The sequence below is a fragment of the Cellulosimicrobium composti genome (assembly GCF_010287905.1).
Classification (GTDB): domain Bacteria; phylum Actinomycetota; class Actinomycetes; order Actinomycetales; family Cellulomonadaceae; genus Cellulosimicrobium; species Cellulosimicrobium composti.
On record NZ_JAAFAN010000045.1, the window covers coordinates 1 to 15577 of the forward strand.

The 15577-nt window shown below is 75.3% G+C and carries 13 protein-coding genes; 8 read left to right on the plus strand and 5 right to left on the minus strand.

Annotation, left to right across the window (positions count from 1 at the left end; translation table 11 throughout):
- Nucleotides 1-198 precede the first annotated feature (198 nt).
- From rpsT to GYH36_RS13220, 4 genes are all read right to left on the minus strand, one after another.
- Nucleotides 199-459: a 30S ribosomal protein S20 gene (rpsT, locus tag GYH36_RS13205; RefSeq protein WP_024840828.1), complete on the minus strand. Its 261-nt coding sequence runs from the start codon at nucleotides 457-459 to the stop codon at nucleotides 199-201.
- A 184-nt stretch (nucleotides 460-643) separates the two neighbouring features.
- Complete coding sequence (locus tag GYH36_RS20355; RefSeq protein ID WP_162290070.1) at nucleotides 644-1303, minus strand: type II toxin-antitoxin system PemK/MazF family toxin; 660 nt, start codon at nucleotides 1301-1303, stop codon at nucleotides 644-646.
- Nucleotides 1304-1343: 40 nt separating this feature from the next.
- Nucleotides 1344-2048: a maleylpyruvate isomerase family mycothiol-dependent enzyme gene (locus GYH36_RS13215; RefSeq protein ID WP_162290071.1), complete on the minus strand. Its 705-nt coding sequence runs from the start codon at nucleotides 2046-2048 to the stop codon at nucleotides 1344-1346.
- Between the two features lie 43 nt (nucleotides 2049-2091).
- Nucleotides 2092-2649, minus strand: a complete 558-nt coding sequence (locus GYH36_RS13220) for a DJ-1/PfpI/YhbO family deglycase/protease (protein ID WP_162290072.1) — start codon at nucleotides 2647-2649, stop codon at nucleotides 2092-2094.
- 215 nt (nucleotides 2650-2864) lie between these two features.
- Here GYH36_RS13220 and lepA point away from each other — a divergent pair, with 215 nt between their 5' ends.
- The 5 genes from lepA to GYH36_RS13245 all read left to right on the plus strand — a co-directional run bounded on the left by lepA (nucleotide 2865) and on the right by GYH36_RS13245 (nucleotide 10750).
- Nucleotides 2865-4757, plus strand: coding sequence for a translation elongation factor 4 (lepA, locus tag GYH36_RS13225; RefSeq protein ID WP_024840832.1), 1893 nt, complete (start codon nucleotides 2865-2867; stop codon nucleotides 4755-4757).
- Nucleotides 4754-6124, plus strand: a complete 1371-nt coding sequence (gene hemW, locus GYH36_RS13230) for a radical SAM family heme chaperone HemW (protein WP_162290073.1) — start codon at nucleotides 4754-4756, stop codon at nucleotides 6122-6124. The genes lepA and hemW overlap by 4 nt, the downstream gene beginning before the upstream one ends.
- Entirely contained in the window at nucleotides 6121-8229 is a 2109-nt protein-coding gene (locus GYH36_RS13235) for an acyltransferase family protein (protein ID WP_162290074.1), read from the plus strand. The genes hemW and GYH36_RS13235 overlap by 4 nt, the downstream gene beginning before the upstream one ends.
- Nucleotides 8230-8451: 222 nt before the next feature.
- On the plus strand, nucleotides 8452-9648 hold the full coding sequence (locus tag GYH36_RS13240) for a DUF2189 domain-containing protein (RefSeq protein WP_162290075.1): 1197 nt from the start codon (nucleotides 8452-8454) through the stop codon (nucleotides 9646-9648).
- 118 nt (nucleotides 9649-9766) lie between these two features.
- Nucleotides 9767-10750 (plus strand): DUF2189 domain-containing protein, encoded by a 984-nt coding sequence (locus GYH36_RS13245; RefSeq protein WP_162290076.1) that lies wholly within the window; start codon nucleotides 9767-9769, stop codon nucleotides 10748-10750.
- 73 nt (nucleotides 10751-10823) lie between these two features.
- On the opposite strand, the gene GYH36_RS13250 is transcribed toward GYH36_RS13245, so the two are convergent.
- Nucleotides 10824-11687 carry a DUF3097 domain-containing protein gene (locus tag GYH36_RS13250; protein WP_162290077.1) on the minus strand — a complete coding sequence of 288 codons (864 nt, stop codon included), beginning with the start codon at nucleotides 11685-11687 and terminating at the stop codon, nucleotides 10824-10826.
- Between the two features lie 99 nt (nucleotides 11688-11786).
- On the opposite strand from GYH36_RS13250, the gene GYH36_RS13255 reads away from it, so the two are divergent.
- From GYH36_RS13255 to dnaJ, 3 genes are all read left to right on the plus strand, one after another.
- The gene (locus GYH36_RS13255) at nucleotides 11787-13244 is read left to right on the plus strand and encodes an MFS transporter (protein WP_162290078.1); all 1458 of its coding nucleotides are present in this window, start codon (nucleotides 11787-11789) and stop codon (nucleotides 13242-13244) included.
- Nucleotides 13245-13322: 78 nt separating this feature from the next.
- Complete coding sequence (hrcA, locus tag GYH36_RS13260) at nucleotides 13323-14339, plus strand: heat-inducible transcriptional repressor HrcA (protein WP_024840839.1); 1017 nt, start codon at nucleotides 13323-13325, stop codon at nucleotides 14337-14339.
- A gap of 109 nt (nucleotides 14340-14448) precedes the next feature.
- Nucleotides 14449-15570: a molecular chaperone DnaJ gene (gene dnaJ / locus GYH36_RS13265; protein WP_024840840.1), complete on the plus strand. Its 1122-nt coding sequence runs from the start codon at nucleotides 14449-14451 to the stop codon at nucleotides 15568-15570.
- The last annotated feature ends 7 nt before the right edge of the window (nucleotides 15571-15577 follow it).

A 15577-nucleotide genomic window follows, 5' to 3' on the forward strand; every position in this document is an offset into this window, starting at 1 on the left:
CGCCGCCCCGGCCCACCCCCCGGGGGGGCCCCCGCGCGGCGCCCCCCCCCGCGCCGGCCGGGGGGGGCCCGGGGCGGCCGGGGGGGGCGGGGCCTCCCCCGGGGGCCCCCCCCCGGGGGGGGGGGGCGCCCCTCGTGGGAAGCCTGTGCGGTCGTCGCGACGATCAGCGGGTCACGGCGACGCGGGCGAACCGTGCGCTCAGAGAGCGTTGACGGCCTTCGCGATGGCCGACTTGCGGTTCGCGGCCTGGTTCGCGTGGATGACGCCCTTCGAGACGGCCTTGTCGAGCTTGCGCGAGGCAGCCTGGAGCGCGGTGGTCGCCGCCTCCTTGTCGCCGGCGGCGACGGCCTCGCGCACGCGGCGCACGTACGTCTTGAGCTCGGACTTGACCGCCTTGTTGCGCAGGCGAGCCTTCTCGTTCGTACGGATGCGCTTGATCTGGGACTTGATGTTGGCCACGTGTGGACTTTCTGGTTCTGTTCGCCGGAGCGAGCGGATAGGTCGTAGAGGGCGGCTCCAGCTCCGGGACTGGGGTGGGGAACCCGTGGAGAGGGGCTGGGGCTGTGCCCGCCGACCTGGGCGGACACGCGACCAACAAGAATACCAGCGCGACCGCTCAGAGCCCAATCGGGCTCGAACGTCCTCAGCGGTGCTCGGCGATGCCCCGCACGACGCGGTCGAAGACGTCGCGGCCCACGACGGCGCCCTCGCGTCGGACCGCGTCCGGGTCGACCCGGATCACGCGGTCGAGCCGCACCTCGCTGTCCCGGCCCTTGGCGTCCCACGGGCCGGAGCCGATGTCGAGCCAGTAGCGGCCCCACCGCGCCTCGTCGTGCGCGTCGCGCGAGTGGTCCTTGCTCGTGAGCATGACGCCGAGGAGCCACGCGCCGTCGGACCCGACGAGGAGCACGGGGCGGTCCTTGCCCTGCGAGTGGTCCTCCTCGTACGGGACCCACGTCCACACGATCTCGCCCGGGTCCGGGTCGCCGTCGAGCTCGGGCGCGTACTGGGCGCGCACCGCGCCCTCGTAGTCGCCGGGGTACCCGCCCGCGCGGGTCGCGGTCCTCGCGGGCGCGCCGCCCTGGCGCGGAGGCGACGGCCGAGGGCCCGGGGTCGGGGTGCGGCCCGACGGCGCCCGGCCGCGCCCCGGCGCACGGGTCGCCGCGGCGCCGGAGCCCGTGGTGCTGCCCGTGCCGCGGCCCCGGGTGTCCGTGCCGCCCGGGGTTCCCTGCGAGCGCGTGAGCCCCGACGCGACGGCGCGCGCCACGTCGGTGAGGAGTCCGAGCCATCGGTTGCGAGTCACGCGCGCAATCTACCGGTCGCCCCGGCGCGACCCGCGCGCGTCAGGGGGTGATCCGGCCGTCGAGCGCCCTGGTCAGCGCCGCGGGGTCGCCCTCGACGACGACGCCGGCCTCCTCGGGCGTGCGGCGACCCCACAGCACGAGCGCGAGCTCGCGCGCGGGCGCGCGCACGGTCGCGACAGTGTCGCCCGCACCGAAGGTCCACGACCGCCCGGCGTCCGTCGCCTGCAGCGTGACGGGCCGCTCGACCGGGCCGACCCGGTCGAGGCGGACCTGGCGCGGCTGCATGACGGTGACGACCTCGTCGACGGTGTCCGCCCACACGGCCGGCGCGACGTCGTCCACCGCGCGGCCGCACGCGGCGTGCAGGTCGTGGAGGTGGACGAGCGTCTCGTGCGTCTGGCGCCGGTGCCAGAACCGCACGGTCGAGCCGGGGTCGTCGGGCTCGAGCAGGGTCCACGCCCGCGCGTCGGGGTCGAGCTCGGCGAGCGTCGCGCGCAGCTCGGCCGCGTGCTCGGCGTAGAACGGGGCGAGGTCGAACGGCCCGCGCCCGAGCGGCGTCTCGTGGCGCCGCCGCGCCTGGGCAGCCGCCCAGTGGTGGATGCGGCCCAGGTGCTCGACGAGGTTGCGGACCCGCCACCGTCCGCACGCGGGCACGGGAGCGCGCGGGTCGGCGTCGGGCACGAGCGCGAGGAACGCACCCTGGAACCGGGACAGGAGCGCGAGGTGGTCGAGGCCGTCGTCCATGGCCGGAGCCTGCCACGAGGCACCCACGCGCGGGGAGGCCCCGTCAGCCGGCGAGGACGGCGTCCACCTCGCGGAGGAAGGCGTCGAGGTCGCCCGGGTCGCGCGAGGTGACGAGCGTGTAGCCGTCGTCGTCGCGCACGACCGGGCGGTCCACCCACGCGCCGCCCGCGTTGAGCACGTCGGTCTCCAGCGAGGGGTAGCTCGTGAGCGTCTTGCCCTCGACGGCAGCCGCCTCGATGAGCGCCCACGGGCCGTGGCAGATCGCCGCGACCGGCTTGCCCGCGGCCGTGAACGCGCGTATGAGGCTCACGGCGTCGTCCTGGAGGCGCAGCGTGTCGGCGTTGATCGTCCCGCCCGGCACGAGCAGCAGGTCGTACGCGGCGGGGTCGGCGTCGGCGTGGGTGAGGGTCGGGCTGACGGTGCGCCCGGGGTCCTTGTCGTCGACGAGCGTCTGCACGTCGTCGGCCGACGCGGCGGCGACGTCGACGGCAGCCCCCTTCTCCCGCAGGTGCTCCAGCGGGACGACGAGCTCGTCCTGCTCGACGCCGTAGTTGGTCACGATCGCCAGCACGCGGCGTCCGGCGAGGTCCCGGTCGGCCATGAGAGCTCCTCTCGTCGACGGTCCGGCGCGCGGCGCCGGCGGACCCTCCACGCTAGGCCGGGCCGGGCGGTCTCGCAGGGCGGCGGGACGAGGACCGGGCCGCCGCAGGACGTGGGACAATGGTCGTTCCCGCCCGCCCGAGAGCGACCGTCGGCGCGCCCCGCCCTCGCGGCGCGCGGCCCGACCCGCACGCCACTCCCAGGAGCGCACCCGCGTTGTCCCCGATCCCCAGCGCCCAGCCGAGCACCCGCATCCAGCCCGCGGCCACGCCGCCCGAGCTGATCCGGAACTTCTGCATCATCGCGCACATCGACCACGGCAAGTCGACCCTGGCCGACCGCATGCTGCAGCTCACCGGTGTCGTCGAGCCGCGCGCGATGCGCGCGCAGTACCTCGACCGCATGGACATCGAGCGCGAGCGCGGCATCACGATCAAGTCGCAGGCCGTGCGCATGCCGTGGGCCGTCGACGTGGACGGGGCCGAGACGCCGCACGCGCTCAACATGATCGACACCCCGGGCCACGTCGACTTCACCTACGAGGTCTCGCGCTCGCTCGCCGCGTGCGAGGGCGCCGTGCTGCTCGTCGACGCGGCGCAGGGCATCGAGGCGCAGACCCTCGCGAACCTCTACCTCGCGATGGAGAACGAGCTCGAGATCATCCCGGTCCTCAACAAGATCGACCTGCCCGCCGCGCAGCCCGAGAAGTACGCCGAGGAGCTCGCGAACCTCGTGGGCGGCGACCCGGACGACGTGCTCAAGGTCTCGGGCAAGACGGGCGCGGGCGTCGAGGCGCTGCTCGACCGCATCGTCGAGCGCGTGCCCGCCCCCGTCGGCGACCCCGACGCCCCGGCGCGCGCCATGATCTTCGACTCGGTGTACGACACGTACCGCGGCGTCGTCACGTACGTGCGCGTCGTCGACGGCAACCTCAACCCGCGCGAGCGCATCGTCATGATGTCGACGCGCGCGACGCACGAGCTCCTCGAGATCGGCGTCATCTCGCCCGAGCCGATCGTCACCAAGGGCCTCGGCGTGGGCGAGGTCGGCTACCTCATCACGGGCGTGAAGGACGTGCGCCAGTCCAAGGTCGGCGACACGGTGACGAACGCGGCCAAGCCCGCGGACGAGGCGCTCGGCGGCTACTCCGACCCGAAGCCCATGGTCTTCTCGGGCCTGTACCCGATCGACGGCACGGACTACCCGGTGCTGCGCGACGCGCTCGACAAGCTCAAGCTCAACGACGCCGCGCTCAACTACGAGCCCGAGACGTCGGTCGCTCTCGGCTTCGGCTTCCGCGTCGGGTTCCTCGGCCTGCTGCACCTGGAGATCGTGCGCGAGCGGCTCGAGCGCGAGTTCGACCTCGACCTCATCTCGACGGCGCCGAACGTCGTCTACGACGTCACGCTCGAGGACGGCACGGTCGTCAAGGTGACCAACCCGTCGGAGTTCCCGGGCGGCAAGATCAAGCAGGTCAGCGAGCCCGTCGTGCGCGCGACGATCCTCGCGCCGAGCGAGTTCGTCGGCACCGTCATGGGCCTGTGCAACGACCGCCGCGGGCAGATGCTCGGCATGGACTACCTCTCGGAGGACCGCGTCGAGCTGCGCTTCACGCTGCCGCTCGCCGAGATCGTGTTCGACTTCTTCGACCAGCTCAAGTCCCGCACGCGCGGGTACGCGTCGCTCGACTACGAGCCGTCGGGCGACCAGGTGGCCGACCTCGTCAAGGTGGACATCCTGCTCCAGGGCGAGCAGGTCGACGCCTTCAGCGCGATCGTGCACAAGGACAAGGCGTACGACTACGGCGTGATGATGACCGCCAAGCTCAAGGAGATCATCCCGCGCCAGCAGTTCGAGGTGCCGATCCAGGCGGCCGTCGGCGCGCGCGTCATCGCGCGCGAGACCGTGCGCGCGATGCGCAAGGACGTCCTCGCCAAGTGCTACGGCGGCGACATCAGCCGCAAGCGCAAGCTGCTCGAGAAGCAGAAGGAGGGCAAGAAGCGCATGAAGAACATCGGGTCCGTCGAGGTCCCGAAGGACGCCTTCATCGCCGCGCTCTCCTCCGACGCCGCGGGCGGCAAGGACGCCAAGGACAAGTCGAAGAAGTGAGCCCGGCGCTGCCCGAGGGCGAGCCGGTCCCGCCCGACGGCTCGCTGCCCGCGTGGGTCGCCGGGTCCGGCCCGTCGTCACCGGACGGCACGTCGGGCCCGACGGCGCGGCGCGGCTTCGGCGTGTACCTGCACGTCCCGTTCTGCTCGGTGCGGTGCGGGTACTGCGACTTCAACACGTACACGGCCTCCGAGCTCGGCGGGGGAGCGAGCCAGGCGTCGTACGCCACGACCGCGCTGCGCGAGGTCGACCTCGCGGTGCGCGTCCTGCGCGACGCCGGGCTGCCCGAGCGGCCCGTCTCGACCGTGTTCGTGGGCGGCGGCACGCCCACGCTCCTGCCCGCCGGGGACCTGGTCCGCCTGCTGGGCGGCGTGCGCGACGCGTGGGGTCTCGCGCCCGACGCGGAGGTCACGACCGAGGCCAACCCGGACTCCGTCACGCCGGCGTCCCTCACCGAGCTCGCCGACGCCGGGTTCACGCGCGTCTCGTTCGGCATGCAGTCGGCCGTGCCGCACGTGCTCGCGACCCTCGAGCGCACGCACGACCCGCGGCGCGTCCCCGACGTCGTGCGCTGGGCGCGCGACGCGGGCCTCCAGGTCTCGCTCGACCTCATCTACGGCACCCCGGGGGAGAGCCTCGACGACTGGCGGGCGAGCCTGGAGGCTGCGCTCGCGACCGGCGTCGACCACGTCTCCGCGTACGCGCTCGTCGTCGAGCCGGGCACCAGGATGGCCGCCCAGGTGCGCCGCGGCGAGCTCGCGCTGCCGAGCGAGGACGACCAGGCGACGAAGTACGAGCTGGCCGACGAGCTGCTCACCGCCGCCGGGCTCACCTGGTACGAGGTGAGCAACTGGGCCCGCACCGACGACGACCGCTGCCGCCACAACCTCGCTTACTGGCGCGGCGACGACTGGTGGGGGATCGGTCCTGGCGCGCACTCCTACGTCGCGGCGCCTGACGCCCTCGCACCCTCGGCCGGTGGCGCGCCCGCGGCCTCGCCGGCGGGCCCGGGCGTCGTGACCGACGACACGGGCGCGTCGGCCGGGGACGCCGGGGTCGGCGTGCGATGGTGGAACGTGAAGCACCCGCGCCGGTACGCGGCGCTGCTCGAGGCGGGCACGAGCCCCGCCGCCGGGCGTGAGCTCCTCACGCGGGACCAGGGCCGGCTCGAGCAGGCGATGCTCGGCGTGCGGCTGCACGAGGGTCTCGACCTCGCGGTCCTGTCCCCGGCCGGACGGCGCGCCGTCGCCGGGCTCGTCGCGAACGGGCTCCTCGACGGCCGTGCGGCGGTCGCCGGACGCGCGGTGCTCACCCTGCGGGGACGGTTGCTGGCGGACACGGTGGTACGGGAGATCACGGACGAGTGACGACGACCCACGAGGCATCTCGGCACGGGACGACCCCCGCGGGGGACGGTCGCCCGACGCTCGAGGCTCCTCGGGTCCTCGGGCACGTGCGCGCCCCCGGCGCGCGCCGCCCCGGTCGCCCGACCGTGCGCTACCGGCGCATGCCGGGGCTGGACGGCCTGCGGGCGCTCGCGGTCGCCGTCGTCGTCGCGTTCCACGTCGCCCCGGCCACGTTCCCGGGCGGGTACGTGGGCGTGGACGTCTTCTTCGTCCTGTCGGGCTTCCTCATCACGACCCTCCTCGTGCGCGAGCACCGCGACCGGCACCACGTGGGCCTGCGCGCGTTCTGGGCGCGCCGGGCCAGGCGCCTGCTCCCCGCACTCGTCCTCGTGGTCGCGGTGTGCACGGCGGTCGCGGCCGTCGTCGGCGGGGACGTGCTTGTCGGCATCGGGCCGCAGCTGCTCGGCGCCGCGACCTTCACGAGCAACTGGGTCGACGTCGCGAGCGGCGCGACCTACTCGGGCGCGCTGCTCCCGCACCTGTTCGGCAACCTCTGGTCGCTCGCGGTCGAGGAGCAGTTCTACCTCCTGTGGCCCCTCGCGGTGGTGCTCCTGTGCGCCGTGCGCCCCCTGCGGCGCCACGCGCCGTGGGCCGCCGCCGGTCTCGCGCTCGCCTCCGTGGGACTCATGGCGCTCCTGTACGCGCCCGGCACCGACCCGACGCGCGTGTACGTCGGCACGGACACGCACCTCTTCGCGCTCATGGCCGGCGCGGCGCTCGCGTTCTGGCACGCGCGGCCCGTGACGCGTCCCCACGGCGGTGACCACGGCGGCGACGACGACGACGCGCACGCCCTCCTCCCCGGCGGTCCCCGCGTGCGCACGCCCCGCGGCCGGCTCGCCGTGCTCGTCGGCGGGGTGGCGGGCGCCGTCGTGCTCGTGGCCGCCGTCGCGACGCTGCGCTGGGACGACGCGCTCGCGTACCGCGGCGGACTGCTCGTGTGCGCCGTCGCCGCGACGGCGGTGCTCAACGCCGTCGTGTGCCTGCCGGGCGTGGGGGCACAGCTCGACCGCGGCCCGCTGGGGTGGGTCGGACGGCGCTCGTACGGGCTGTACCTGTGGCACTGGCCCGTGCTCGTCCTCGCGTCGGCCACGCTCGGCGCCGTCGTCGGCCCCGTGCCGCCCGGTGCGGTGCACCCGGCGGTGGTCGTCGTGACCCTCGCCGTCACGGTCGTCGCGGCGGCGCTCTCCTTCCGGTACGTCGAGCGTCCCGTGCTGCGGCGCGGTCTGCGCGGCGCCGCGCGCGACCTCGCCCGGCGTCTGCAACCGGGACCCGACGACGCCGCGTCGCGGGCCCTCACGCGTCGGGGGTGGGCGCTCGCGGGGTCGTGCGCGCTCGTCGTCGGGCTCTGCGCCGCCGGCGTCGTCAACGCGCCCGCCACCACGAGCGTCGAGCGGCAGATCGCCGCGGGGGAGCAGGCCGCACGCGCGACGCAGGCCGGGCCCGACGCCGCGGCGCCGGCACCGCAGCCGGACGCCGAGGAGCCCGCCCCGGGGGAAGGCGAGGCGACCGAGGAGCCCGCCCCGGCGGAGGCCGACGCGCCCGCGGAGACCGCCCCCGCCGTCGCCCCGCCGGGAGACCAGGTCACCGTCGTCGGGGACTCGGTGACGCTCGCGAGCGCCCCCGCGCTCACCGCGGCGCTGCCCGGCGCGTACGTCGACGGCGCGGTCTCGCGCCAGGTGAAGGACGGTCCGGCCGCGCTCGCCACGGCCCGCGACGCGGGCGCCCTGCGCCCCTACGTCGTCGTGTCGCTCGGCACGAACAGCACCGCGAACGCCGCCTCCCTCGACGAGCTGCTCGCGGCCGTCGGGCCCGGTCGTCGCGTCGTGCTCGTCACGGGGTACGCCGACCGCCCGTGGGTCCCCGGCACGAACGCCGAGATGGTCGCCGCCGCGGAGCGGCACCCCGGCGTCGTCGTCGCGGACTGGTCCGCGGCCGTCGCCGCCGACCCCGCGGTGCTCGGGCCGGACGGCGTGCACCCCACGGAGGCGGGCACGGCCGCGTACGCGAAGGTCGTCGTGGACGGGTTGACGCGCGCCGCAGGGCTCGGGTCGTCGACCGGCTGATCCCCGTGCCCGCCCCGTGCCCGCCCCGCGCCACGACCTCGCGCGCGACCGGGTGAGATCCGCGCGGGCCTGCGCAGATCCCGGCGTTTCCTCTAGCGGAACCGGACGAATCCCGCCAGGGTTGTCCTCACGGGCCACGAAATGTGCGACCGACACACGACGTCCACATCCGGGCGGGCTGCCCGCCCGCGCGTGGTCCACCGGAACCGACCGAGGAGACTCATGAGCGACAGCACCGCCGGCGGCCCGCCGCGGGACGAGAACGAGCCGCAGGCACCGCAGGACCCGTACGCGAGCGACCAGCCGGTCCCGCCCCGGGAGGCCGCCCCCGAGCCGCCGGCGTCGCCCGCCCCGCAGACGCCGGTGTCCCCGCCGCCCACGTCCCCGCAGGCCGCGCCGGCGGGCCCGCCCCCGGCGTCGCCGTACGGCGAGGCGCCCGGCGGGTACCAGCCGCCCGCGTCGCCCCCGCCCGCGCAGCCCCAGCCCTCGCCGTCCCAGCCCGCCCAGCCGTACGGTGCGCCCGCGGGCGCCGCGCCGACGGGCCCGGCGGCTCCGGGCGCGGGATACCCGCCGCCCGCCCAGCCGCCGTACGGGCAGCAGCCTCCCGCGCCGCAGACCCCCTACGGCCAGCAGGCCCCGCCGCAGGCCTCGTACGGGCAGCAGCCTCCGGGGCAGCCGCCCTACGGTGGGCAGCCGGGCGGCTACCCGCCCCCGGCGGGGCCGTACGGGCAGCCGGGGCAGCCCGGCGCGGCGATCCAGGTCACCGACGCGTTCGGCTACGGCTGGAACAAGTTCACGCAGAACGCCGGGGTCATCATCGCGGGCGTCCTCACCTACGTGGCGGTGCTCGCGCTGCTGTCGGTCGCGTTCTGGGCGCTCCTCGTGGGGACCGCCACGACGACGGTCGACCCCGTGACCGGGGAGATCAGCACCGCGGGCGGGTTCGCGTTCGGCTTCGGCACGTTCCTGTTCGTCGGGGTCTTCGCCGTGCTGTCGTTCCTCGTCCAGGCCGCCGTGGTCAACGTCTCGCTGCTCGTCACACGGGGCAAGAAGCTGGAGTACGGGGACTTCTTCCGGTTCCCGAACCTGGGCACCGTCGTCCTCGTGGCGCTGCTCATCGGCGTCGCGACCAGCGTGCTGGCGATCACGGTGCTGGGGCCGCTCGTCTTCGTGTTCTTCGCCCAGTTCACGCTGTTCTACGTCATCGACAAGAACCTGGGCGTGTTCGACGCGTTCAAGGCGAGCTTCTCGGTCGTGAGCAAGAACCTCGGCGCCGTCGCGCTGCTGTTCCTCGGGGTGTACCTCGCACAGCTCGTCGGCACGCTCCTGTGCTACGTGGGCCTGCTCGTCGCGCTGCCCGTCGCGCAGATCGCGACCGCCTGGGTGTACCGCCGCCTCAACGCGGAGCAGCCCGTCTGACGCCGCCCGCGGCGCGGCGCTCGCCGCGCACCCGGGCCGCTGAGCAGCCACGATAGGACCGAGCAGGTCGAGGGAGCGTGCTGACCGCGGCACGTGACGACGAGGAACGAGGTGCACCATGACGGACCCCACGAACCCCGGCGGTCAGCCGCCCCGCGACGACGAGCCCGCACCGGGCGACGGCTCCGGCCCGCAGGACCCGGCCGGGCCCCCGTCAGGCCCGCCCGCGTACGGGGCGCCGGACGCCTACGGCGCCCCGGCCGGTGCGCCCGGCGACCCGAACGCACCCGGCCCGACGGCCCCGCCGCCCGGGTCGTTCCCGCCCCCGGCCGACGGCGGCTACGCGCCACCCCCGGCCGGCGGCGGCTACCCGCCGCCCGGGTCGTACCCGCCGCCGGCGGGCGGCTACGGCGCCCCGCAGCCCGGCGTCGGCGGCCCCGCCTTCGCGGTGGGCGACGCGATCTCGTACGGCTGGCGCAAGGTGACGTCGAACCTCGGGCCGTGGATCCTCGTCGCGCTCATCTTCCTCGCGGTGAACGTCGCGTGGAACTGGATCACCGGCGGCTTCGACCAGGTCCAGGACCAGTTCGACTACACCGACACCAACGTGCTCGCCGTCACGGGCCTCACGTTCACGAACATCCTGCTCGGGATCGTGGGCACCGTGATCGGCTACCTCGTCACCGCGTTCTTCACGCGCGGCGCGCTGGACGAGGTGGACGGGCGCAAGCCGGACGTCGCGGCGTTCTTCCGCATCGGCAACGTCGTCAACGTGCTCCTCGCGGCGCTGATCGTCGGCATCCTCACCGGCGTGGGCCTGTTCCTGTGCATCCTGCCGGGACTCGCGGTGCTGCTGTTCTCCGCGTTCGTCTACTACGTCGCGCTCGACCAGGGCGTCGACGCGATCACGGCGGTCCGCACGAGCTTCTCGATGGTCGCGAAGAACTTCGGGCAGGTGTTCCTGCTGCTGCTCGCGCTGCTCGGCATCAACATCCTCGGCGCGATCCCGTGCGGTCTCGGCCTGTTCGTGACGATCCCGCTGAGCTACGTCGCGGTGGGCTACGCCTACCGGCGCCTGTCCGGGGGCGTCCCGGCCGCCTGACGCGGTCCGTCGTCCACCTCGTGCCCCGGCGCCGCCTCGCGACGCCGGGGCACGGGCGTTCCCGGCCCCGGTCTCAGGGCGCGGTGACGAAGTCGATGAGCTCCTCGACGCGACCCAGCAGCGAGGGCTCGAGGTCGGCGTAGGAGCGGACGGTCCCGAGGATGCGCTGCCACGCGCGCCCGACGTCCTCGGCGGACTCCGCGGGCCACCCGAGCTCGCGCAGGATGCCGCGCTTCCACTCGGTGCCCCGTTCGATCACGGGCCACCGCTCGAGGCCGATCCGCGCGGGCTTCACGGCCTGCCACACGTCGACGTACGGGTGGCCGAGCACGAGCACCGTGCCCGCGGGCGAGCGCCGCAGCGCCTCGTCGGCGATGCGGCGCTCCTTGCTCCCGGGCACGAGGTGGTCGACGAGGACGCCCACGCGGCGCTGCGGCGTCGGGCCGAAGTCGGCGAGCGCCGCCGCGAGGTCGTCGACGCCGTGCAGGGGCTCGACGACGACCCCCTCGACGCGCAGGTCGTCCCCCCACACCTTCTCGACGAGCTCGGCGTCGTGCTTGCCCTCGACCCAGATGCGGCTGCCGCGGGCCACGCGCGCCCGTTGCCCGACGACGGCGCGCGAGCCCGACGCCGTGCGCGCCGGGGCGGCGGGGGCGCGCGACGTCACGGGCGGCGTGAGGACGACGGGCTCGCCGTCGACCCAGAACCCCGGGCCGAGCGGGAACGTCCGCGTGCGGCCCGCGCGGTCCTCGAGCACGACGACGTGCATGCCGCCCGACTTCTCGACGCGGACCACGGCGCCGACCCATCCCGTCTGGACCTCCTCGACCACGAGCCCGCGGTCCGCGGTCTGCGGCCGCGACACCGGTCGCGCGCGGTGGTGGGAGGGGGCGGGCGTGCCGCCGAGGACGTCGGAGCCGTAGCGGTCGAAGGACACGACCGTCACCCTAGGACACCGTCCCCGCGGGTCCGCGGAGCCCGGGCGCGCGTGGCGCCCGGCGCGCGCGCACCGGGCACGGGGTGGTACCACGGAGCGATGAGCCCCACGCGCGCGGAGCCGGACCCGGCGCGCTGGCGCGTGCTCCCGGTCTGCCTCGGGGTGGGCTTCATCACGACGCTCGACGTGTCGATCGTCAACGTCGCCCTCCCGTCGATCGAGTCGTCGCTGCGCGCGGGCCCGACGCAGCTCCAGCTCGTCGTCGCGGGCTACACGCTCGCGTTCGGCCTCGCGCTCGTGCCGGCCGGCCGGCTCGGCGACGCCGGGTCGCGCCGGACGCTGTTCATGGTCGGCCTCGTCGGGTTCGCGCTCATGAGCCTCGCGTCGGGGCTCGCGCCGACCGACACGTGGCTGGGCGTGGCCCGCCTGCTCCAGGGCGTGAGCGCGGGGGTGCTCAACCCGCAGGTCGTCGGGATCATCCAGCAGCAGTTCTCGGGGAGCGAGCGCGGCCGGGCCTTCGGCGCGTTCGGCGCCACGATCGGGGTGTCGACGGCGCTCGGCCCGCTGCTCGGCGGGCTCCTCATCGCCGCGGCCGGCTCCGCGGCGGGCTGGCGGTGGGTGTTCCTCGTCAACATCCCCGTCGTCGCCGTCCTGCTCCCGTTCGCGTGGCGCCTCGTGCCCGGGCCGCCGCCGCACGCGCCCGGGGCCGGCGCACGCCGTCTCGACCTCGTCGGGCTCGGCCTGCTCGGCGCTACCACGCTCGCCGTGATGATGCCCTTCGTCACGACGACGGGCCGAGGCGACGACGCGTCACGGTGGTGGTGGCTGGCGGCGGCGCTCGCTGCCGGGGTCGGCGCGGCCGCCTGGGAGCGGCGCTACCAGCGCCGCACGGGCGACGCCGTGCTCGACCCGCACGTCGTCGGGCTCGGCTCGTTCCGCAACGGCGCTCTGCTCGGTCTCGCGTACTTCGCGGGGTTCACGGGCCTCTTCCTCGTGATCACCCTCTACCTCCAGGACGAGCTCGGGTACACGCCGCTCCAGGCCGGGCTCGTCGGGACGCCGTTCGCGGTCGCGTCGGGCATCTCGGCGTGGTTCTCCGGTCGCTGGGTCGCGCGGTGGGGCAGGCAGCTCGTCGTGGGCGGCCTGCTCGTGGTCCTCGTCGGGGTGGTCGCGGCGGACGCCGTCGTGCGCGTGCTCGGCGACCGGCCGGGGGCGGTGGGCCCGGCGCTCGCGGCCGTGCTGCTCGTCGCGGGCGCGGGCAGCGGGACGGTCATCGCCCCGAACCAGACGCTCACCCTGTCCGAGGTGCCCGTGACGCGCGCCGGCGTGGCCGGGAGCATGCTCCAGCTCGGCCAGCGCATCGGCTCGGCGGTCGGCATCTCCGTCGTGCTCGCCGTGTACTACGGCGGCCTCGCGAGCGGGGAGCGCGCGGCGCACGCCGCGGGGCGCGCCCTCGTCGTGACGATCGCCCTCGTCGCGGTCGCGCTCGTCGTGGGGCTCCTGGACCTGCGTTCGCGGCGAGCGGAGGACCGCAGGACGCGCCGCGCGAACGCGTAGGATTGGCACTCGGAGGACGAGAGTGCCGACACCCGCCCGCCGACCGGGCGGGGGCGGCGCGGCACGCGGGAGGTGGACGTGAGCGAGGAGCGCCGGCTCGAGGTGCTGCGGGCGATCGTCGAGGACTACGTCCTCACGCGCGAGCCCGTGGGGTCGCGCGTGCTCACCGAGCGGCACGGCCTGGGCGTCTCGCCCGCGACGATCCGCAACGACATGGCCGCCCTCGAGGACGCCGGCTACATCGCCCAGCCGCACACGTCGGCCGGGCGCATCCCGACGGACAAGGGCTACCGGCTCTTCGTCGACCGCCTCTCGAGCGTCAAGCCGCTGTCCGCGCCGGAGAAGCGCGCGATCGAGACCTTCCTGTCCGAGGGCGTCGACCTCGACGACGTCATCGCCCGCGCCGGCCGCCTGCTCGCGCAGCTCACCGGCCAGGTCGCGGTCGTCCAGTACCCGTCCCTCAGCCGCTCCGGGCTGCGCCACCTCGAGCTCGTGCCCGTGGGGGAGACGCGCCTGCTCGTCGTCATCATCACGGACACGGGGCGCGTCGAGCAGCGCACGCTCGAGGTCGCGAGCGTGCCCGACGAGGGCACGCTCGCCGAGGTGCGCGCACGTCTCAACGCCGCGGCCGCGGGCAAGCGCCTCGCGGACCTCGCGCCGGCGCTCGCGGCCGTCACGGAGAGCTTCCACCCGGACGACGCACCGCTCGTGCGCGCGGTGGGCGACCTCGTCGCCCAGACGCTCGCCGAGGAGAGCGAGGAGCGCCTCGTGCTCGCGGGCACGGCGAACCTCGCCCGGGCGGGGATGCGGTTCGAGCACGCGCTGCGCCCCGTCCTCGAGGCGCTCGAGGAGCAGGTCGTCCTGCTCGGCCTGCTCACCGAGATGGCCGCCGAGTCGGGCGTCAGCGTCCGGATCGGGCACGAGACCCAGCTCGAGGGGCTCGCGGAGACCTCCGTCGTGACGACCGGTTACGGTAGCGACGGAGACACGGTCGCGCTCGTCGGCTCGATCGGGCCGACCCGCATGGACTACCCCGGGACGATCGCCGCGGTGCGCGCCGTGGCGCGCTACCTGTCGCGGGTGCTCGGCACGTGAGCCGCTCCGCGGCCACCCCGCCGGGAGCAGGCGCCGACGACGCCCGCCCCCGACCCTTCACGACCGGCCCCGCGCCGGCCTCACGACCCGCACCAGCAGAGAGTGACGTGTGAGCGACTACTACGAGATCCTCGGCGTGTCCCGTGACGCGAGCCAGGACCAGATCAAGAAGGCGTACCGCAGGCTCGCGCGCGAGCTGCACCCGGACGTCGCGGGCGAGGACGCGGGTGACCGCTTCAAGGACGTCGCGCGCGCGTACGAGGTGCTGTCCAACCCGGAGAAGCGCCAGCAGTACGACCTCGGCGTCGACCCGAGCGCACCGGGCGGCGGCACCGGCCCCATGGGCGGCGGGTTCGGCTTCCAGGACATCTTCGAGACGTTCTTCGGCGGCGGCCAGGCGCAGCAAGGGCCGATCCCGCGCGCCCGGCGCGGCCAGGACGCGCTCGTGCGGCTCGACATCGACCTCGCCGAGGCGACGTTCGGTGCGCAGCGCGAGCTCCAGGTCGACACGGCCGTCGTGTGCGGCACGTGCGGCGGCACGTGCTGCCGCCCCGGCACGTCCCCCCGCACGTGCGACGTGTGCCACGGCCGCGGCACGGTCCAGCGCGTCGCGCGCTCCTTCCTCGGCCAGGTCATGACGAGCGCGCCGTGCGCCGCGTGCCAGGGGTTCGGCACCGTCATCCCCGAGCCGTGCGCCGAGTGCTCCGGCGAGGGACGCGTGCGCAGCCGTCGCACGATCACGGTCAACGTCCCCGCCGGCGTCGACACGGGCACGCGCATCAAGCTCACCGCGCAGGGCGAGGTCGGCCCGGCGGGCGGGCCCGCCGGCGACCTGTACGTCGAGATCCGCGAGCGCAACCACGACACGTTCGTGCGCCGCGGCGACGACCTGCACTGCACGCTCCAGGTGCCCATGACGGCGGCCGCGCTCGGGACGGTGCTCGAGCTCGAGACGCTCGACGGCCCCCAGGAGATCGACCTGCGCCCCGGCACGCAGCCGGGCCAGATCGTCACGCTGAAGAACCTCGGCGTCGGTCACCTGCACGGCTCGGGGCGCGGCGACCTCAACGTCCACATCGAGGTCCAGGTGCCCACGGCGCTCGACCCGGAGCAGGAGCAGCTGCTGCGCTCGCTCGCTGCGCTGCGTGGCGAGGAGCGGCCCGAGCCGCGCCTCGCGGCCGCGCACCCGGGCGTGTTCTCGCGCCTGCGCGACAAGCTCTCCGGGCGCTGAGCGGGGG